The following is a 15,815-nucleotide window of genomic DNA, read 5'->3' on the forward strand; positions in this document are numbered from 1 at the left end:
CCGTGCCGTCCGACAGGATGGCGAAGTGCTTCAATCCGACATCGACGCCGACGGATGAGCCCGTCTTCGGCATTTCGTTGCTCTCCTGCTCGACGAGCAGGGAGACGAAGTATTTTCCTGAAGCGTTACGCCGGATGGTCGCGTTCAAGATGCGTCCTACGACCTGCCTCGAGTTGGCGAAACGCACCCACTTCAGCTTTGGAATTTTGATCGTGTTGCCGACGATCGAGACTTCTGGAAGTTGAGACTTGCCCCGAATGTTCGTCTTATACGATTGAACGGGATTGCTCTTCGACTTGAAGCGGGGCCGTTTGTTCTGTTTCTTGAAGAAGCGGTCAAAGGCATCAGCAAGATGCTTGACGCTCGTTTTCACAGACATGCTATCGACTTCCTTCAGCCAGTCGAATGCCTGCTTCAACGACGGGAGTTCTTTCGAACAAGACCCGTAAGACAGTCCTTTCCCTGTCGCTTTATACGTCTCATCCCACTTCGCCAAGAAGTGGTTGAAGACGAAGCGCGAACAACCAATCGTCTTCGCGATCAGGATTTCCTGCTCTTTTGTCGGGTAGATTCTGAATTTGTAGGCCTTGTGAGTCAACATGATGTTCACCTCCTTACAAAGGATATACCCGAAAGAGAGGGTGGCGATTCATCTCCCACTTTCACTCGGGCTTCAACCGGATCGTTTAGAAGTGGGCGTATTCTCGCCTGATTTTGATAAAAATAAAGCTTTGATTGTGCAACTACTGCTTTGTCCATAAGCAAGCAGTGTGTAGACAAAGTCATATCGGGCAATCAGCTTCTTCCTTTTTCGTTGCTTTCCTCGGGCGAGGCGCAAGCCGTTGCTCCTGATCCTCACGGACAATGAGCAGGGTCTTGCTTGCCTCTTACAAGCGCGCAAAGACGCGCTTTTTCCCCGTGGGAGTCAACGAAAAGTCACGCTTTTTAAGCTGTCCTTTGAAAAAAAGATGCGCCATGTGGACGTTTAGAGTGTCTTCCGTCTTGAATTGCTTTAAACCGCGAAAAGCAACCCTACAGCGAAGCGGTGCGGGAGATTACCGCTTTGAAGACGAGTCGAGATGAGGGAATCGCGACAGGACAACATATGTACGTAAAATATTTAATCTGCATAAAATTTTGTCAATAAGCAAAAATCGCTGCCTCCTAAGAGACAGCGATTTTTTAAGTTATGCGAGTGCGTCATGTAACGCAGGCTCTGCATTCGCCCACATTTCCGGTTTATGGGTCTTCAAGAATTCACGAAGCAAGTCTTTTGACGTGTCATCCATGTGGTCAACGACGATGCGACCTTTTAATGATTTATCCATCTTATTGACATGATCAGCTAAGATTTTAAAACCGCGTCGTGCCTCGACATCGACCAATAAGTCACATGCCGCAACGCCTCCGTAATAGAAGCCTTCCGGTTTGCGTCCTACCGTTACCCAAACGATCCAGTACAACTTACCATTCGGTGCGTCCGCGCGGTCTGTCGTGAACTTAATCCGTTTCTCAATCGCTGCTTTCGCATGCATTGCGCCCATATCAATATATGCTTCGCCATCCTCCGGTGAGATGATGACCGGTGACATGCTGTTTAGGCTGAGTGTTCCGACACCAAACCCACCATGTCCGTCTGTTGAATTATCTGAAATGATATTGAAGTTAATCTTCTTTTCCATCTGTACTCGACCCCTTTTACGACTGTTGCCTCTATCATACCGCATTCCATTGCTGACGCAAGCCCCGCTTAACGCTTCAATTGCGCTAGCTGTTCTTTCGTCACGCGACGAATCGTCGGTAACCGAAGACATTCGAGCGATGTCAATTCCTCATGGGCAGGTGGATTCGATTCTTCTAGTCGAGCTAGCGCCCGGTCATACAACGTCTGCGCCGCCCGACCGAATAAAACGATCCGTTCGAGTGACGAGCAACGGGACCGGATCGCACGTAATTGTTTCGCCAGCTCACGGACACGTGCTTCCACTTCTTCTTCAATTTCTGGAGGTAACTTCCGATTTTGGAACAACGGCTTAAAGCGGGCATCTTCTTTCAGCAACGTTACCATTCCGTATCGCTTTGCCTCCGTATTTCCGACAAGTACTGCTAATTCCTTATCCGTGACAAGGCGACCAAACGGTATATTTTGCGAAAAGACGATTTCCGCAACTTCCAGCCCTTTCGCTCCTGATAATGGATACGTTTCGTCTTCCGGTAAAGCCCGGTCGAAAATAAGTAATGTATGAATTTTTTTACGTATGACGGCTTCCATCTCCATTTTCGTTCACCTCTTCATCCTGAGTTCGCGTCTTGACTACTTCTCTGCTGAACAACCCTACTCCTGTCTTATACCCGTCTTTTCCTGTTTCGATGTCGGCGTTTGACGACTCCCCCGCCCCATACGGTATACTGAGTGCGTATCGCCATTATGTTTTTTTAGGAGGAACGACTCATGCCTTACGTTACAGTCAAGATGCTTTCAGGACGGACCGTCGAACAAAAACGTGCATTGATTGAAAAAGTGACAGCCGCTGTCTCAGAAACTGTGGACGCACCAAAAGAAAACATCACCGTCTTCATCGAAGAAATGGAACAGACGGACTATGGACAAGCAGGTATCATGTTCGCCGATAAATAAGCTACTTCAACAAAGGATGGACGATGCAACTTGCTCGACCGTCCTTGTTTCATATAACCACTGACATCAAGATGTAGAGAGGATGGATTTACATGGCAACACTCAGTCTTTTAGGTGCAACCGGACGAACCGGGCGACCGCTACTCGATTTACTGTTACACGCAGGTCACGACGTCCGCGTGCTCGTCCGCTCACAGGAACATCAGTTACCGGAACACGCGAACTTAACCATCATTCAAGGAGATGCGACGGAAGCAGACGATTTGGAGCACGTCATCCACGGTTCTTCAGCCATCTTCAGTTGTCTCGGTACGGATCAACAACATGTGCTCTCGACAGCGATTCCGCACCTCGTCACGAAGATGAAAGAACAACAAATCGAACGGATCATCTTCGTTAGTACGGCAGGAATCCTCGATGCCTCGGAAGAACCCGGCAAGTACCGCTTCCAGTCAAACGAATCACGCAGACGCTCGACGACTGCAGCGGAAGATCATTTGAAGGCCTACTTGACGCTAAAGGATGCCGACGTCGACTTTACCGTCATCTGTCCAACGCAACTGACGGAGGATGCAGAAATCGACGATGTATTGCTTGAGACACGACGTTTTACAGAAGAAACGGGTCCGATTCCACGTCGCAATGTCGCCCGGTTTGCTTTTGAAGCCTATAACGAACATCTTTTCAGTCGTAAACGTGTCGGGATTGCGTCACGTCCATAAAACATGACCACGGATTAACCGGGCAGCTCTGCCTGGTTGCTCCGTGGTCATGTTTGAGGATTACTCAAAAACTTGCCGTAGTTCGATTTCCCCTTCGCCATGCCCTTGCGGATCCGGCATCCGCATCGCCCAATCGATTGCTTCTTTTCGCGACGCGACATCAATCAAAATGAAGCCCTCCACCAGCTCTTCCGTCTGCATGAATGGTCCCTCCGTAACAATCGGCCGGTCCCCCGGTCCACGGTAGGAAAAGCGCAGCCCGTTCGAACTCGGATGGAGTCCTTTCGCCATTACACGAACACCCGCATCAAGTAACGCTTGATTGTACTCAGACATCGCTTCCATCAGCTCCGGGCTCGGACGCTCACCCGCTTCCGCACGCTTTGATCCTTTGACGATCAACATGAATAGCACGTTCAGCCTCCCCTTTCTTGAAAGTCGCTAAAATGATGTATTAACCAGTTCCACCATCCCATGCTCCGCAAACCAACATGAGTCTGACTTAAATCACTCCTTGCGACGGACGTTTCCGACCTCCTCGCTTTCCAAGCAACAAATAAAGACGCTTGTATTTCCGAATATCGATCTTGTCTGCAATCTAAAATACCCGCCGACAACGATGTCAGCGGGTAGACAAACTCTTATGAAGCATGAACATGCGATATCGAGACAAATCGCACTCTAAACCGTCTACGTTCCTGGATTTTCCTCACGCTATTACCTAAAAAGCGTCACGTTTCGTTGACTCCTACGGGAAAAGTGCGTCTTCAACGCACTTTCAGAGGCAGGCAAGACCCTGCTCGTTGTCCGTTAGGACCAAGGAGCAACGGCTTGCGCCTCGCCCGAGGAAAGCAACGAAAAAGACGCTTGTATTACCCAATATCAACTTTTCTACAATCTAAAATACCCGCCGACAAAGATGTCAGCGGGTATTTTAAGTTTTCATTAGATGATGACACTGACGACGATTGCTGTCAGAACACTGACAAGCGTCGCACCGTACAATAATTTAAGGCCGAAACTCGCTGCGACACTCCCTTGACGGTCGTCAAGACCTTTGACTGCACCTGCGATGATCCCGATTGACGAGAAGTTCGCGAATGAAATCAAGAAGACTGACACGATTCCGAGTGTCCGCTCTGAAAATTCTTTCGTGTACTCAGGGAGACTGAGCATTGCGACGAATTCGTTCGTGATCAATTTCGTTGCCATGATACTACCAGCACTGACTGCTTCTGCCCACGGCACACCCATGATGAAAGCGAATGGCGCAAAGATGTACCCGAGAATTTCTTGGAACGAGATACCAAGAACCATTAAGAAGATATCATTGACCATTCCGATCAATGCGTTGTATCCAATCAACATCGCACCGACGATGATTGCGACTTTAAATCCATCCAAGATGTATTCGCCGAGCATCTCGAAGAACGTTTGTTTCTCTTCGACGATTTCCAAAATATCTTCCTTTGGATCGACCGTATACGGATTGATGATTGAAACGATCATGAATCCACCAAACAGGTTCAAGACGATGGCCGTGACGACATACTTCGGTTCAACCATTGTCATGTAGGCACCGACGATTGACATCGAAACGGTCGACATCGCAGACGCACACAATGTGTAGAGACGGTTTGCCGGTAATTTACCGATTTGTTTTTTGACTGTGATGAATACTTCAGATTGTCCGATCGCTGCTGAGGCAACGGCATTGTAAGACTCAAGTTGTCCCATCCCGTTAATCTTCGATAAGACGAACCCGATTCCGCGCATTAAGAGCGGAAGAATTTTTGTGAACTGTAAAATCCCGATTAATGCCGAGATGAAGACGATAGGTAGAAGAACGTTGATGAAGAATGGTTGTGCTCCTTCATTCGCAAGTCCACCAAAGACGAAGTTGATCCCGATTGCTGCGTAACTTAGTAATTTTTCAAAGACGCTCGCAACACCACGGATGACCGTATAACCAAATGATGTGTTCAATAAAATGAAACCAAAAACGAGCTGAAGCACTAGCATGACCGCAAGCGGTTTCAATTTGATACTTTTACGATTGCTGCTGACGAGTAGAGCTAGTCCAAAAACGACGACCAGTCCGAGTAACGCGATTAAATATTTCATGAAGTACCCCTCAATCTATTAGTTGTTTATCAGTTGTACATAAGTACGATGTCTGACGTTTAATCTCTGTCCCAAGTACTAGAATAATCAACATTCGCCAGAACTGCAATAGGAAAAGTTCATTTAGTAACCGCTTTCGTTATTTTCATAAACTTTCAAGACAAAGTTTTCCAGGCGTTTCCGAACATTGTCCTGACTAAGGTTTCGCTTTCCATATGCCTCCCACCCCGAATAAACACCCATTGTTTCCGGTTCAAAATCAAAAACGGTATTCAAGTCCCACCTTCGATCGTACGTAAATCCACTCATCGCTTGATAAAATGCTAAAAAATGATTCGCCACGTCGACGGAACTCGGGTAAAACAAGGTTCAGCCGGCAATGTGCTACGTCAGATTCAATCAGTCCAACATATTCGTGTATCCAGTCAATTACGTTATACTGTTCAAACGAATCGTATAACACATTAACTGAATGAAAATCACGATGGATGAACCGAATCTGTTCACTAGAAGCTGATGCTGTCACACTTGCCCAGTTGCAAACGGCTCTTCCATATCTAGCACAAAGACCTCGTGCGCGACGAGGTCTTTGCTGCAACCAGTTCTGGTTGTTATGAATACGGATAACGCTTTCGCCCGTAAGACGAGCGACGGGGTCGCCCCCGGGTAAAACTTCCGTCTCAATTCCGGACAACCCGACCTATTCTAAAATCTGCTCAATGACTTGTTTCATTTGCGTATCCTCCGAGCAACAGTTGATCGATTTGCATCTTTTCGTTCGCGAACTCACGTAAGTCATACAAGATTTCTTGCGGATAAAACAACTTTTCATCCGTCTGTCTTGAATTCGCAATCGCTTCGACTAGCGGCGAGACTTGTGAAATTTCTTTTTTCTGTCCATCTTTCATTTGAAGCATGATGGGCTGTTTACTGATTTCCCCGTTCTCTCCATATAAATCGTACGGAAGGCGACTTAATTTATCTTCTAATAGGTAATACGCCGGATCGAGTCCGATTTTATTGAACAGCTCCGCCAATTTTTCATGAATCGCTTCTCGTTTTTCCGGTGGATAATCGACATACTTGAACAACTGTCGATTGACGAACCGACGCGATAAATCACTGAGGGTCCCGTCCGCCTCGTCCATCCATTGTTGGAAATAAAAATAAACGATTGTTTCATCGAGTGCCAGATAATTCTTCAGCGCCATCGTTTGGTCGAATAACGGAATTAAATGGATTGGATGGATGTCGAATACGTACCCCGAGTTATGCAATTCTTTCGCCCGCTCGAGAATCGCTTTTAATAAGTAATCGCTCGATCGCGTGACCGGGTGCAGGTAGACTTGCCAGTACATCTGATACCGCCGCATGATGTAGTCTTCAATCGAGTGCATGCCCGATTGTTTGACGACCATCTGATTATGTGCCGGACGTAAGACACGCAACATGCGTTCCAAATCAAACTTCCCGTAACTGACACCGGCGAAATGGGCGTCACGCAATAAGTAATCCATCCGGTCGACGTCGAGTTGCGAACTGATCATCGTCACGAGCAACTGATTCGGATGCGTCTTATTGATAACAGACGCGACTTCTTCCGCAAACCCTTCGCCGACTTGATCGAGAACTCGTTTGATTTCCGTATCACCGAGAATGATCCGTTCCGTCCATTCCTCGTGATCGACACCAAAGACGTTTTCGAAGGCATGGGAAAACGGTCCGTGCCCGACGTCATGAAGCAAGGCGGCGACGAGTGTCAGCTCACGGTATTGGTCATCCCAGTCAGCGCGACCATTAAATACATCAATCAACTGACGTGTGATTTCATAGACACCAAGCGAATGATGAAACCGGGTATGCTCTGCCCCGTGAAACGTCAAAAAGGATGTTCCGAGTTGTTTAATCCTCCGGAGGCGTTGAAACTCCTTCGTTCCAATCAGTTGCCAAATCAATTGGTCGCTGACATAGATGTAACGATGGACTGGATCTTTAAAGACCTTTGTTTCTTTTAATTGACCTAGTGACTGATACATGTCATTCTCCCCTTTGTCTGGTCGTTCTCTTCGTTGTTTTCGGTTTAGGAGTAGTCTGTTCCTGTCAGACCATCCGCTTCTTAGATAAAGTTTACACCGGCTATGCTATAATGATGTCGCAAATCTACAAAAAAAGGAACGAGACAATGGGAATCGAACTCTTAAAACAAGAACAATATCGTATTTTTGATCAAACGTCACTCGGAACGACGTTTCATGCCACCCAATCGTTTGCAATGGACGACACGCTTTGTGCTTCCGTCGCGACAGAAGGTGCGGCACTTCGTTCTTGGGTGCACCACGAAACGGTCGTCCTCGGGATTCAAGATGCCCGTCTTCCTCACTTAACAGAAGGGATCGATGTCTTGCGTGCGCACGGTTTCCACCCTGTCGTCCGAAATTCGGGCGGACTCGCGGTCGTTCTTGACGCAGGTGTCTTGAATATCTCGCTTGTTCTACCAGAACGGGGCGGCATCGATATCGACAGCGGCTATGAAGCGATGCTCGCACTTGTGCAGCACATGTTCAGAGACGAAACGGAGAAAATCGTCGCTGGCGAAGTCGTCGGCTCTTATTGCCCCGGCTCTTACGATCTTTCGATATCTGGTAAAAAATTCGCCGGGATTTCGCAACGACGTGTCCGAGGTGGTGTCGCCGTCCAAATTTATTTATGTGTCAACGGAAGCGGTAGCAAACGCGCAGCGCTCGTGCGCGACTTTTATGAAGCCGCCCTGCAAGGCGAAGAAACAAAATTCACGTATCCGCTCATCATTCCGGACACGATGGCTTCTCTTGAAGAGTTACTTCAACTTCCGCTTACGGTCGAAAACTGTTTACTCCGTGCTTACCGTGCCTTGATGGCACTCGGCACAAACTTAGTCCCGTCCGTCCTCGATGAAGTCGAAAATGAACGATTCGGTGTAAACCTGGGCCGGATGCTTGAACGAAACGAAAAAGCCCTAGGTAAGTAAAGGAGAGAACACAATGGTACGATTTATTACCGATAGTGGTGCCGATGCACCGCAAGAATTACTAGATGCCCATGACATCACAATCATGCCGTTCGGTGTATTGATTGGAGACGACACGTATTTTGACGGCGAAACGATTTCGCCGGAAGAGCTCTATGCCAAGATGCGTGACGGTGCTGCGCCAAAAACCTTCCAAGTCGAGGTCACGCGGATGGTCGAGGTCTTCAAAGCACATTTCGAACAAGGCGAACCGTTTCTCTATCTCGCCTTTTCAAGTGATCTGTCCGGGACCTATCAAACAGCGGCGATGCTTGTGGATGAACTCGCTGAGCAATACCCGTATGTCCCGTATGCTGTCATCGATACGAAAACAGCATCGACCGGTCAAGGGCTCTTCGTCCTTGATGTCGCGGACTTCGCGAAAACACATACGTTTGAAGAAACAAAGACCTATGCGGAACAAAAAGTAAATTCAATCCGTCACTTGTTTACGGTCGAATCGCTCGAGTACTTGATGCGCGGCGGGCGTGTATCCCGCGCCAGCGCCTTCATCGGTGGATTGTTGTCGATTCTCCCGCTCTTGACGGTTGAAGACGGTAAGTTGATTCCGAAAGAAAAGATCCGTGGTCAGAAAAAAGTCATGAACCGGATCGTCGAATGGATGGAAGAAGCACGTCCGATGATTGACGGACACCGCATCATCATCGGTCATGGTGACTCGGTTGAACGGGCCGAGATGCTCAAGCAATTGATTGAAGCACACTTTAATCCGAGTGAAATACTCATTACCTTCGCAGGTGCTGCCATCGGTTCCCATACTGGACCGGGCCTCATCGTCATCGCGTATGATTTACCAGCTTAAGTTGCATTCATTTTTTCTTTTACAACATAAAAACTCGCCTACTCGAATGAGTGAGCGAGTCTTTATGTTGTAGACAACCGCTTATGAAAAGTGAAGGTTTTCTTCGGTCTGCTGTTGTGTCGCGCTTCCCTGTCTCGCCTCGTCTTCAAAGCGCAATCGGTCGCGCCCTAAACCGTCTGCATAACTGGCTTTCCGTCATAGTGTTGCCTAAAAAGCGTCACGTTTCGTTGACTCCTGCGGGAAAAGTGCGTTTTTAACGCACTTTCAGAGGCAGACAAGACCCTGCTCGTTGTCCGTTAGGACCAAGGAGCAACGGCTTGCGCCTCGCCCGAGGAACGCAACGAATAAAGACGCTTGATCTCCCGATAGCACGTTGTCTACAGTCTTTAGATGGAAGAAGGTTTTATCCCCTACTACGTTATCTATATGCGGAAGCGACTCGCACACCTGAAGTGCACGAGTCGCTTTTTTTCGAATAACCAATCAATCTTCTTATCCTTCTGTTTTCGCTCCAGTCGCTACCGGTTCGCCTTGATTCAAATTGACCGTCAACGGTTTGGCTGTCCCTTTTCCAGAAAAATTCTCAATCAATTCTTTGACATCGATTCCGGAAGAAGCCTTTAATGTCTCTTGGAGTGACGCCATCAAATCTGTCGCGTAACCCGTCACCCGGTTTGCTCCGCCACCTTCTCCATTCCCTGTATCGACGACGGTGATCTTATCGATGTTACCGAGTGGTGCTGCGATTTCTTTCGCGTACTCCGGCATCATGCGAATGACCATGTCAAGAATCGCCGCTTGTCCGAATTGTTCGAAGGCTTGGGCGATTTTCTCTTTTGCTTCCGCTTCCGCAAGACCTTTCAGACGAATGATGTCCGCTTCTGTTTCCCCTTGTGCCCGCTCCGCGTCGGCTTTCGCGAGACCATCAAGGCGAATCCGTTCCGCATCGGCTTTCGCTGACGCTTCAATCCGGTATTTCGTCGCATCGGCTTCTGCATATTGTTTCGCCCGGTCCGCCTGTGCTGCCTGTTCGATTGAGTAACGATCGGCATCGGCCCGTTTTTTAACTTCTGCGTCATACTGTTTCTCACGACGGAGAATTTCACGTTCTTCGAGTTCGATTTGTTTTTGTCGCTCGATGATCTTGATTTGCATTTGTTGCTCGGTTACTTCTTGTTGTGCGCGTGCATTTTCAAGATCATACGCTTGGTCGGCTTTCGCCTTCGCGATGTCTTGTTCGCGACGGTAGTCTGCCATCTTCAATTGATTTTCTTTTTCTGCTTCCGCGATTTCAGTCGCACGCTCAAGCTCTGCTTTTTTCGCATCTTTTGAAGCTTCCGCCCGCTTGATCCGTGTTTCTTTTTCAGCATCCGCCGTCGCGATATCAGCGTCACGGCGCACTTGCGCAATGCGGGGTTTCCCGAGTGATTCGAGATAACCATTTTTATCCCGGACATCTTTAATCGTGAACGAGACGATGATCAGTCCCATTTTCGCGAGATCTTGTGACGCGACACGTTGGACTTCTTGCGAAAATTTATCGCGGTTCTTATAGATTTCTTCGACCGTCATCGATCCAAGAATCGACCGCAAGTGACCTTCGAGGACTTCCCGCGCCTCACTTTCGCGGTCTTCCTTTGATTTCCCGAGGAATTGTTCGGCCGCCGTCGCGATTTCCGAAATCGAGCTGCCGATTTTAATGATTGCCGTTCCATCTGCCATGACCGGAACACCTTGTTCCGTATAGACTTCTGGGGTCGTCACTTCGAGCTTGCTCGACAGTAAACTGAGCGGTGTCGCCTGTTGGAAGACAGGCAGGATGAATGCTCCGCCACCACGAATGATTTTAACGCGGTTACCGGATTCATCGGTATTGACGCTTGGACTATTTCCGAGATAGCTCCCCGAAACGATTAATGCTTCTTCTGGTCCCACTGTCCGGTATTTTGTGATAAATAGTGCAACAAGCGCTAAAATGAGCGCACCGGCGATAATCGCCACGATAATAACTGGATTCATACAAACATCTCCTCTTTCCATTGGTTCGGGTAGGTCATGACGTGCGCCACCCCTTGTTTGATTTCAATGATGATGACTTTCGTTCCTTGATCGAGTGGTGGTCCTTCAAATAAAACGGCTGATTTTGAAATCCGTCCGGAGACGTCATCGACTAAAATTTCTCCATATCCGTCACTCGGGATTGATAAAACGACCGTTGCACTTCTTCCTTCTAGCATCTGCTCGGAAAAACCCAGCGACTGCTCGGCTTCGGCAAGTGGTACAAAAATGAACAAGTGCAATAAGGTCGTCAAAATAAGACTCGTGAATCCACTGAGCAATAAGATTGCTAGCGAGCTCATGGCTGTTAAATGCTCAAGTCCGAATCCGAAAGCAGATGTTAAAATGACGAATGATAAAATCAACGTCGGATGAAAAATTTGATCGACGCCCGGAACCAGGTCTGAGAACACGACCGATAACAAAACGCCACATCCTGCCGCTGCCAGTGCATAGAGATACAACGTACTAACGTCCATCTTCCGTCACCTCGATAAAAGCACTCGAGCCGTACAGCTGATGATAAATCCGTTTGTATTCATGCCGATTTTCTTCATACAGCAAGTGTGCCAGCTCACGCTCACGCGGACTGGTGTCTTCTTGCAAACGTCGTGCATACTTTTTCTGTGCCGCGTAATGACGCGCTAGCAAACTTTCGAGTGCTCCTTGACTTGGCGTGGCCGCGACAGGTTGACGTCGTTTTCTCATCTTCGTGCTCCTTTCCTGTTTAATCCGTTCAGTTTTATGTACGCTAGTTTTTGGAAATGGTTTCAAAAACCAATTTCCTTTTTCCATTTTTCATGCGGATAAACAAAAAAACCGAAGAGCGATGCTCCTCGGTTCAGATTATAGACAAGCTCGTACGGTGATCAAAGAGGTTACATGGGTATGATACCGTATCTTTTTTTAAGTAGGACAGCCTAAAAAGCTTCGCTTTTCCGTTGACTCCTACGGGAAAAAAGCACGTCACGACGCGCTTGCAAGAGGCAGGTAAGACCCTGCTCATTGGCCGATAGGATCAAGGAGCAACGGCTTGCGCCTCCCCGAGGAAAGCAACGAAAAAGGAAGAAGCTGTTATTCCAGACATCACTTCGTCTACACGCTCAATCAAAAAACGATGCTCCTCGATTTTAATCCGTTCACTTCTTCCTTTTAACAATCAACACATAGTAGATGACGAGTGCTGCACAATCGAGTGTCATGATGATCAACCCCATTGGTAAAGCCGAGTCCTCGCCCATGACTCCAACGAGTGGTGAAACAAGTGAACCGACGAGCATCGGCAAGAGACCGAGCAAAGCAGAAGCGCTCCCCGCCGTCTTCCCGTAGTTTTGCATTGCAAGTGTAAAACCAAGCGTCGAAATCAGACCGACACTCGACACAACGAAGAAAAGTGGAATCATGACGAAAATCAAAGCATCGGATAAGGTCAAGCCGAGGAACAACAAGATGCTTGCCGTCGCAACAATTGCCAAAGCAATCCGCATCAATTTTTCACTATCGACGCGACCAGCGAGTCGTCCTGCGATTTGAGCCGCGATGATGATTCCAATTCCGTTCAGACCGAACAGGAAACTAAACTGTTGCGGACTCGCACCGTAAATGTTTTGTAAAACGAACGGCGAACCGGAGATATAGGCGAACATCGCCCCCATGACGAATGCTTGGGCAAAGGCGTAACCGATGAACACACGGTCCGTTAATAAACGACCGAACGTCCGAACCGTTGTCGAAAGGTTTCCTTCGACCCGGTGATGGACCGGCAGTGTTTCCGGTAGCCGGAAAGCAACGGCAAGCAGCATGATTGTACTTAAAATCGCGAGCAAATAAAACACAACATGCCAATCCCCGAACCGTAAAATTTGTCCGCCGATGACCGGTGCTAAAATCGGAGCCGTCCCGTTGACGAGGGATAAGGCAGCAAAGAACTTGGTTAGTTCCGGTCCTTCAAATAAATCACGGACGATCGCACGCGAGATGACGATGCCGGAAGCGCCAGCCGCTCCTTGCACAAAACGAAGCGCAATCAACACTTCGATTGTCGGAGCAAACGCGCACGCCAGCGAAGCGAGGAGATACGCAACGAGTGCGAGCATCAATGGACGTTTCCGTCCGCGGACATCGCTAAGCGGTCCGACAATCAATTGACCGAGTGCCATGCCAAGCATACATGCCGTCAAACTCAATTGAATCATCGACGCGCTCGTCCCGAACGATCGGGACATATCAGGGAAAGCCGGCAAATACATGTCAATCGAAAGTGGACCGAGTGACGCGAGCGATCCTAAAATCAAAATTAAGGTAAGCCGTTTCGTTTTTACGAGTGAAACATCTGCCATCCGATTTCCTCCTTAAGTCGTTACATAATCCAAGTCGTGCAAGACATAGGCGAGGAAAAAGACGACAGATGGATTTTCGTACGCCGTCTGGACTTTCTTCAGTTGCGCCCGGTAGCCTGTCTCATACTCCACTCCGTTCAATTTGCGCTCCATGTTCATTTTAATCAACGCATCGAGCTTATCGACGACATCTACCATCTGCCCTTCATACGTCTCATCTTTCGCTTCGACGAGAAAACGATGGAATTCCGTTCGCATCACGTCAGGTAATAGCGCAATTAACGCCTCCCCTTCTGCCCGTTCGTAGGCCTCAAAGGCAGCTGCCGTGATTGGTGTCGCATGTTTGACCGGTCCGAGGACATCTCCTGTCGTCCCTTCTACTAAATCGTGACAGAGCAAACGCGACACGACTTCAGCCGTATCGATCGTAACCCCGTACTTTTTCGACTCGATCAAACCGTTGAACAGACCGAGTGAAGCCGCCCGAAACGCATGTGTCGCGTCATTGTCATCAATCGTATTGAAGCGGCCTTTCCAGCGTCGGATCGTATCCATCATCAAGGCATTGTCAATGAAATGTGCCATCTCGTCTTCAGCAAAGACGGACGTCGTCAAGCGACGGATCGAATGTAACGGGTGTGCGAGTAAATGGTTTTTCAGTTCAAGCGTTTTTGCTTCAAAGAACGGTGACGCTGTCATCCGTGCCTCCCGTCTTGCGAACAACATCGCGTCGAATGTATCGATCGCTTCAACGATTCGTCCTTCAATCGTGTCATCTTCGGCATGGACGAGGTAATCCGTAAATTCTGTTTGAAGCGATTTCGACAGTAAGGCGACGAGTTTCTCACTTGCCTGTTGCTCCATCGCTTGAATGTGATCGTGCAAGGTCGGTTCTTTTTTTGTCCGATGTTTGATTGGACCGGTGATGACTTCGTTCATATCGTGAAACAGTGCCTTCCCTAATAAGCGCAGGCGATCGATTTCAACCGGTTGCTGCTCTTGTTCGATATAACTCGCCATTAAACTAAATAAAGCGACACGAAAACTATGGCTCGCGGCGTTGTCTTGAAAACGCGGAGCATACTCATCCCAACGTGGTACGTTCTGCATCCGTGTCAGCATCCGAATAAAGTTACCGTTTTGCATGAAATCTCCCCCAAATCGAAAAAGGGCAGAGGAATTTTGACCCTGCCCTGTTTTGTATTATTTTTCTTCTTTGACACCACTTCTGAACCAACCGATGACAAGGATCAAACCAAGAACAACCCAGAAAATCGTCTGCCAGATTGTACTTTCAGGAAACTCACGTGGCAAGACATCGATTGAAGGATGGGCGAGTGTCATGATGACGAGTTTCACTCCGACCCAAGCGACGAGCCAAAATGCTGCTTCTTCAATCCCCGGTCGTTTTTGGAGTAGGACAACGAACCAACTTGCAAAGTATCGCATGATGACCAGTCCGATGATTCCACTGAAGAAGACGACCCAAAATTGTCCTGTGTTGAGTCCGCCAATCATCCCCCCGACCATCGGCAATGTCGTCGCCATGGCAACGGCTGCGAGTGTCGAGTCGACGGCAAACGCTAAATCAGATAGTTCAACCTTGACGACCGTCCACCAAAAATTCGGCGATTCTTTTTTCGGCGCCATCGCATCCGGTATTTGGTGTTTGTTCGATCGTGCCTCGACAATCCCTTTAAAGGCGACATAAAAGAGATACGCGGCACCAAGTGCTTGCAACTCCCAAACAGTTGCCAAGTACGAAGCAAAGAAAATCGCGATGAACCGAAGGACGAGTGCGCCAATCAATCCATAAAACAAAGCTTTTTTGCGTTGATCGTCCGGTAGCGGACGAACGAGCACGGCCATGACCATCGCATTATCAGCCGACAGTAACCCTTGTAAAATAATCAGGACGAGCCCGACCGTCGCATACTGCGTAATTAATCCAATATCCATAAAAACGAATCCCCTTTTTGTTCACTAGGTTCATTATAATGCCACATCCAGAAAAGAAAAAGACGGAAGACTTGAATCCTGTGTTTCTATCTTCCCGCTTTTTTCA

The 15,815-nt window shown here is 48.2% G+C and carries 17 protein-coding genes; 4 read left to right on the top strand and 13 right to left on the bottom strand.

Going from position 1 to position 15,815, the window contains the following annotated elements; all coding sequences use genetic code 11:
- From KNQ04_RS11670 to KNQ04_RS11680, 3 genes are all read right to left on the bottom strand, one after another.
- Positions 1-601 (bottom strand): RNA-guided endonuclease TnpB family protein (locus KNQ04_RS11670; RefSeq protein WP_214850933.1); only part of this gene is annotated, 601 nt, incomplete at its 3' end.
- A 586-nt stretch (positions 602-1,187) separates the two neighbouring features.
- Positions 1,188-1,682 (bottom strand): YwhD family protein, encoded by a 495-nt coding sequence (locus KNQ04_RS11675; RefSeq protein WP_214850934.1) that lies wholly within the window; start codon positions 1,680-1,682, stop codon positions 1,188-1,190.
- Positions 1,683-1,750: 68 nt separating this feature from the next.
- Complete coding sequence (locus KNQ04_RS11680; protein ID WP_214850935.1) at positions 1,751-2,278, bottom strand: hypothetical protein; 528 nt, start codon at positions 2,276-2,278, stop codon at positions 1,751-1,753.
- A 174-nt stretch (positions 2,279-2,452) separates the two neighbouring features.
- On the opposite strand from KNQ04_RS11680, the gene KNQ04_RS11685 reads away from it, so the two are divergent.
- Positions 2,453-2,638, top strand: coding sequence for a 2-hydroxymuconate tautomerase (locus KNQ04_RS11685; RefSeq protein WP_214850937.1), 186 nt, complete (start codon positions 2,453-2,455; stop codon positions 2,636-2,638).
- 92 nt (positions 2,639-2,730) lie between these two features.
- Positions 2,731-3,360 carry an NAD(P)-dependent oxidoreductase gene (locus KNQ04_RS11690; protein WP_214850938.1) on the top strand — a complete coding sequence of 210 codons (630 nt, stop codon included), beginning with the start codon at positions 2,731-2,733 and terminating at the stop codon, positions 3,358-3,360.
- Positions 3,361-3,420: 60 nt separating this feature from the next.
- On the opposite strand, the gene KNQ04_RS11695 is transcribed toward KNQ04_RS11690, so the two are convergent.
- The 4 genes from KNQ04_RS11695 to KNQ04_RS11710 form a co-directional block, all read right to left on the bottom strand.
- Positions 3,421-3,765, bottom strand: coding sequence for a YciI family protein (locus tag KNQ04_RS11695; RefSeq protein ID WP_251137026.1), 345 nt, complete (start codon positions 3,763-3,765; stop codon positions 3,421-3,423).
- 540 nt (positions 3,766-4,305) lie between these two features.
- Complete coding sequence (locus KNQ04_RS11700) at positions 4,306-5,484, bottom strand: NupC/NupG family nucleoside CNT transporter (RefSeq protein ID WP_214850940.1); 1,179 nt, start codon at positions 5,482-5,484, stop codon at positions 4,306-4,308.
- Positions 5,485-5,743: 259 nt separating this feature from the next.
- On the bottom strand, positions 5,744-6,010 hold the full coding sequence (locus KNQ04_RS15650; RefSeq protein WP_353049725.1) for a phosphotransferase: 267 nt from the start codon (positions 6,008-6,010) through the stop codon (positions 5,744-5,746).
- Between the two features lie 190 nt (positions 6,011-6,200).
- Positions 6,201-7,520, bottom strand: a complete 1,320-nt coding sequence (locus KNQ04_RS11710; protein WP_214850941.1) for an HD domain-containing protein — start codon at positions 7,518-7,520, stop codon at positions 6,201-6,203.
- A gap of 146 nt (positions 7,521-7,666) precedes the next feature.
- Here KNQ04_RS11710 and lipL point away from each other — a divergent pair, with 146 nt between their 5' ends.
- Together lipL and KNQ04_RS11720 are read left to right on the top strand one after the other, a co-directional pair.
- Positions 7,667-8,491, top strand: a complete 825-nt coding sequence (gene lipL, locus KNQ04_RS11715) for an octanoyl-[GcvH]:protein N-octanoyltransferase (RefSeq protein WP_214850942.1) — start codon at positions 7,667-7,669, stop codon at positions 8,489-8,491.
- Between the two features lie 13 nt (positions 8,492-8,504).
- On the top strand, positions 8,505-9,353 hold the full coding sequence (locus tag KNQ04_RS11720; protein ID WP_214850943.1) for a DegV family protein: 849 nt from the start codon (positions 8,505-8,507) through the stop codon (positions 9,351-9,353).
- Positions 9,354-9,845: 492 nt separating this feature from the next.
- Here the strand turns inward: KNQ04_RS11720 and KNQ04_RS11725 are convergent, their stop codons facing one another.
- The 6 genes from KNQ04_RS11725 to KNQ04_RS11750 form a co-directional block, all read right to left on the bottom strand.
- Positions 9,846-11,372: a flotillin lipid rafts scaffold protein FloT gene (locus tag KNQ04_RS11725; RefSeq protein WP_214850945.1), complete on the bottom strand. Its 1,527-nt coding sequence runs from the start codon at positions 11,370-11,372 to the stop codon at positions 9,846-9,848.
- Positions 11,369-11,890: an NfeD family membrane protein gene (locus KNQ04_RS11730; protein ID WP_214850946.1), complete on the bottom strand. Its 522-nt coding sequence runs from the start codon at positions 11,888-11,890 to the stop codon at positions 11,369-11,371. Before KNQ04_RS11730 ends, KNQ04_RS11725 begins: the two co-directional genes overlap by 4 nt.
- Positions 11,880-12,119, bottom strand: a complete 240-nt coding sequence (locus tag KNQ04_RS11735; RefSeq protein WP_029332376.1) for a hypothetical protein — start codon at positions 12,117-12,119, stop codon at positions 11,880-11,882. The genes KNQ04_RS11730 and KNQ04_RS11735 overlap by 11 nt, the downstream gene beginning before the upstream one ends.
- 431 nt (positions 12,120-12,550) lie before the next feature.
- Positions 12,551-13,750, bottom strand: coding sequence for a Bcr/CflA family multidrug efflux MFS transporter (locus tag KNQ04_RS11740; protein WP_214850947.1), 1,200 nt, complete (start codon positions 13,748-13,750; stop codon positions 12,551-12,553).
- A gap of 12 nt (positions 13,751-13,762) precedes the next feature.
- Positions 13,763-14,896, bottom strand: a complete 1,134-nt coding sequence (locus tag KNQ04_RS11745) for a YfbR-like 5'-deoxynucleotidase (RefSeq protein ID WP_214850948.1) — start codon at positions 14,894-14,896, stop codon at positions 13,763-13,765.
- Positions 14,897-14,953: 57 nt separating this feature from the next.
- Entirely contained in the window at positions 14,954-15,709 is a 756-nt protein-coding gene (locus tag KNQ04_RS11750) for a TerC family protein (RefSeq protein WP_214850949.1), read from the bottom strand.
- Positions 15,710-15,815 lie beyond the last annotated feature (106 nt).

The sequence above is a fragment of the Exiguobacterium sp. s193 genome (genome assembly GCF_018618755.1).
Taxonomy (GTDB): domain Bacteria; phylum Bacillota; class Bacilli; order Exiguobacteriales; family Exiguobacteriaceae; genus Exiguobacterium_A.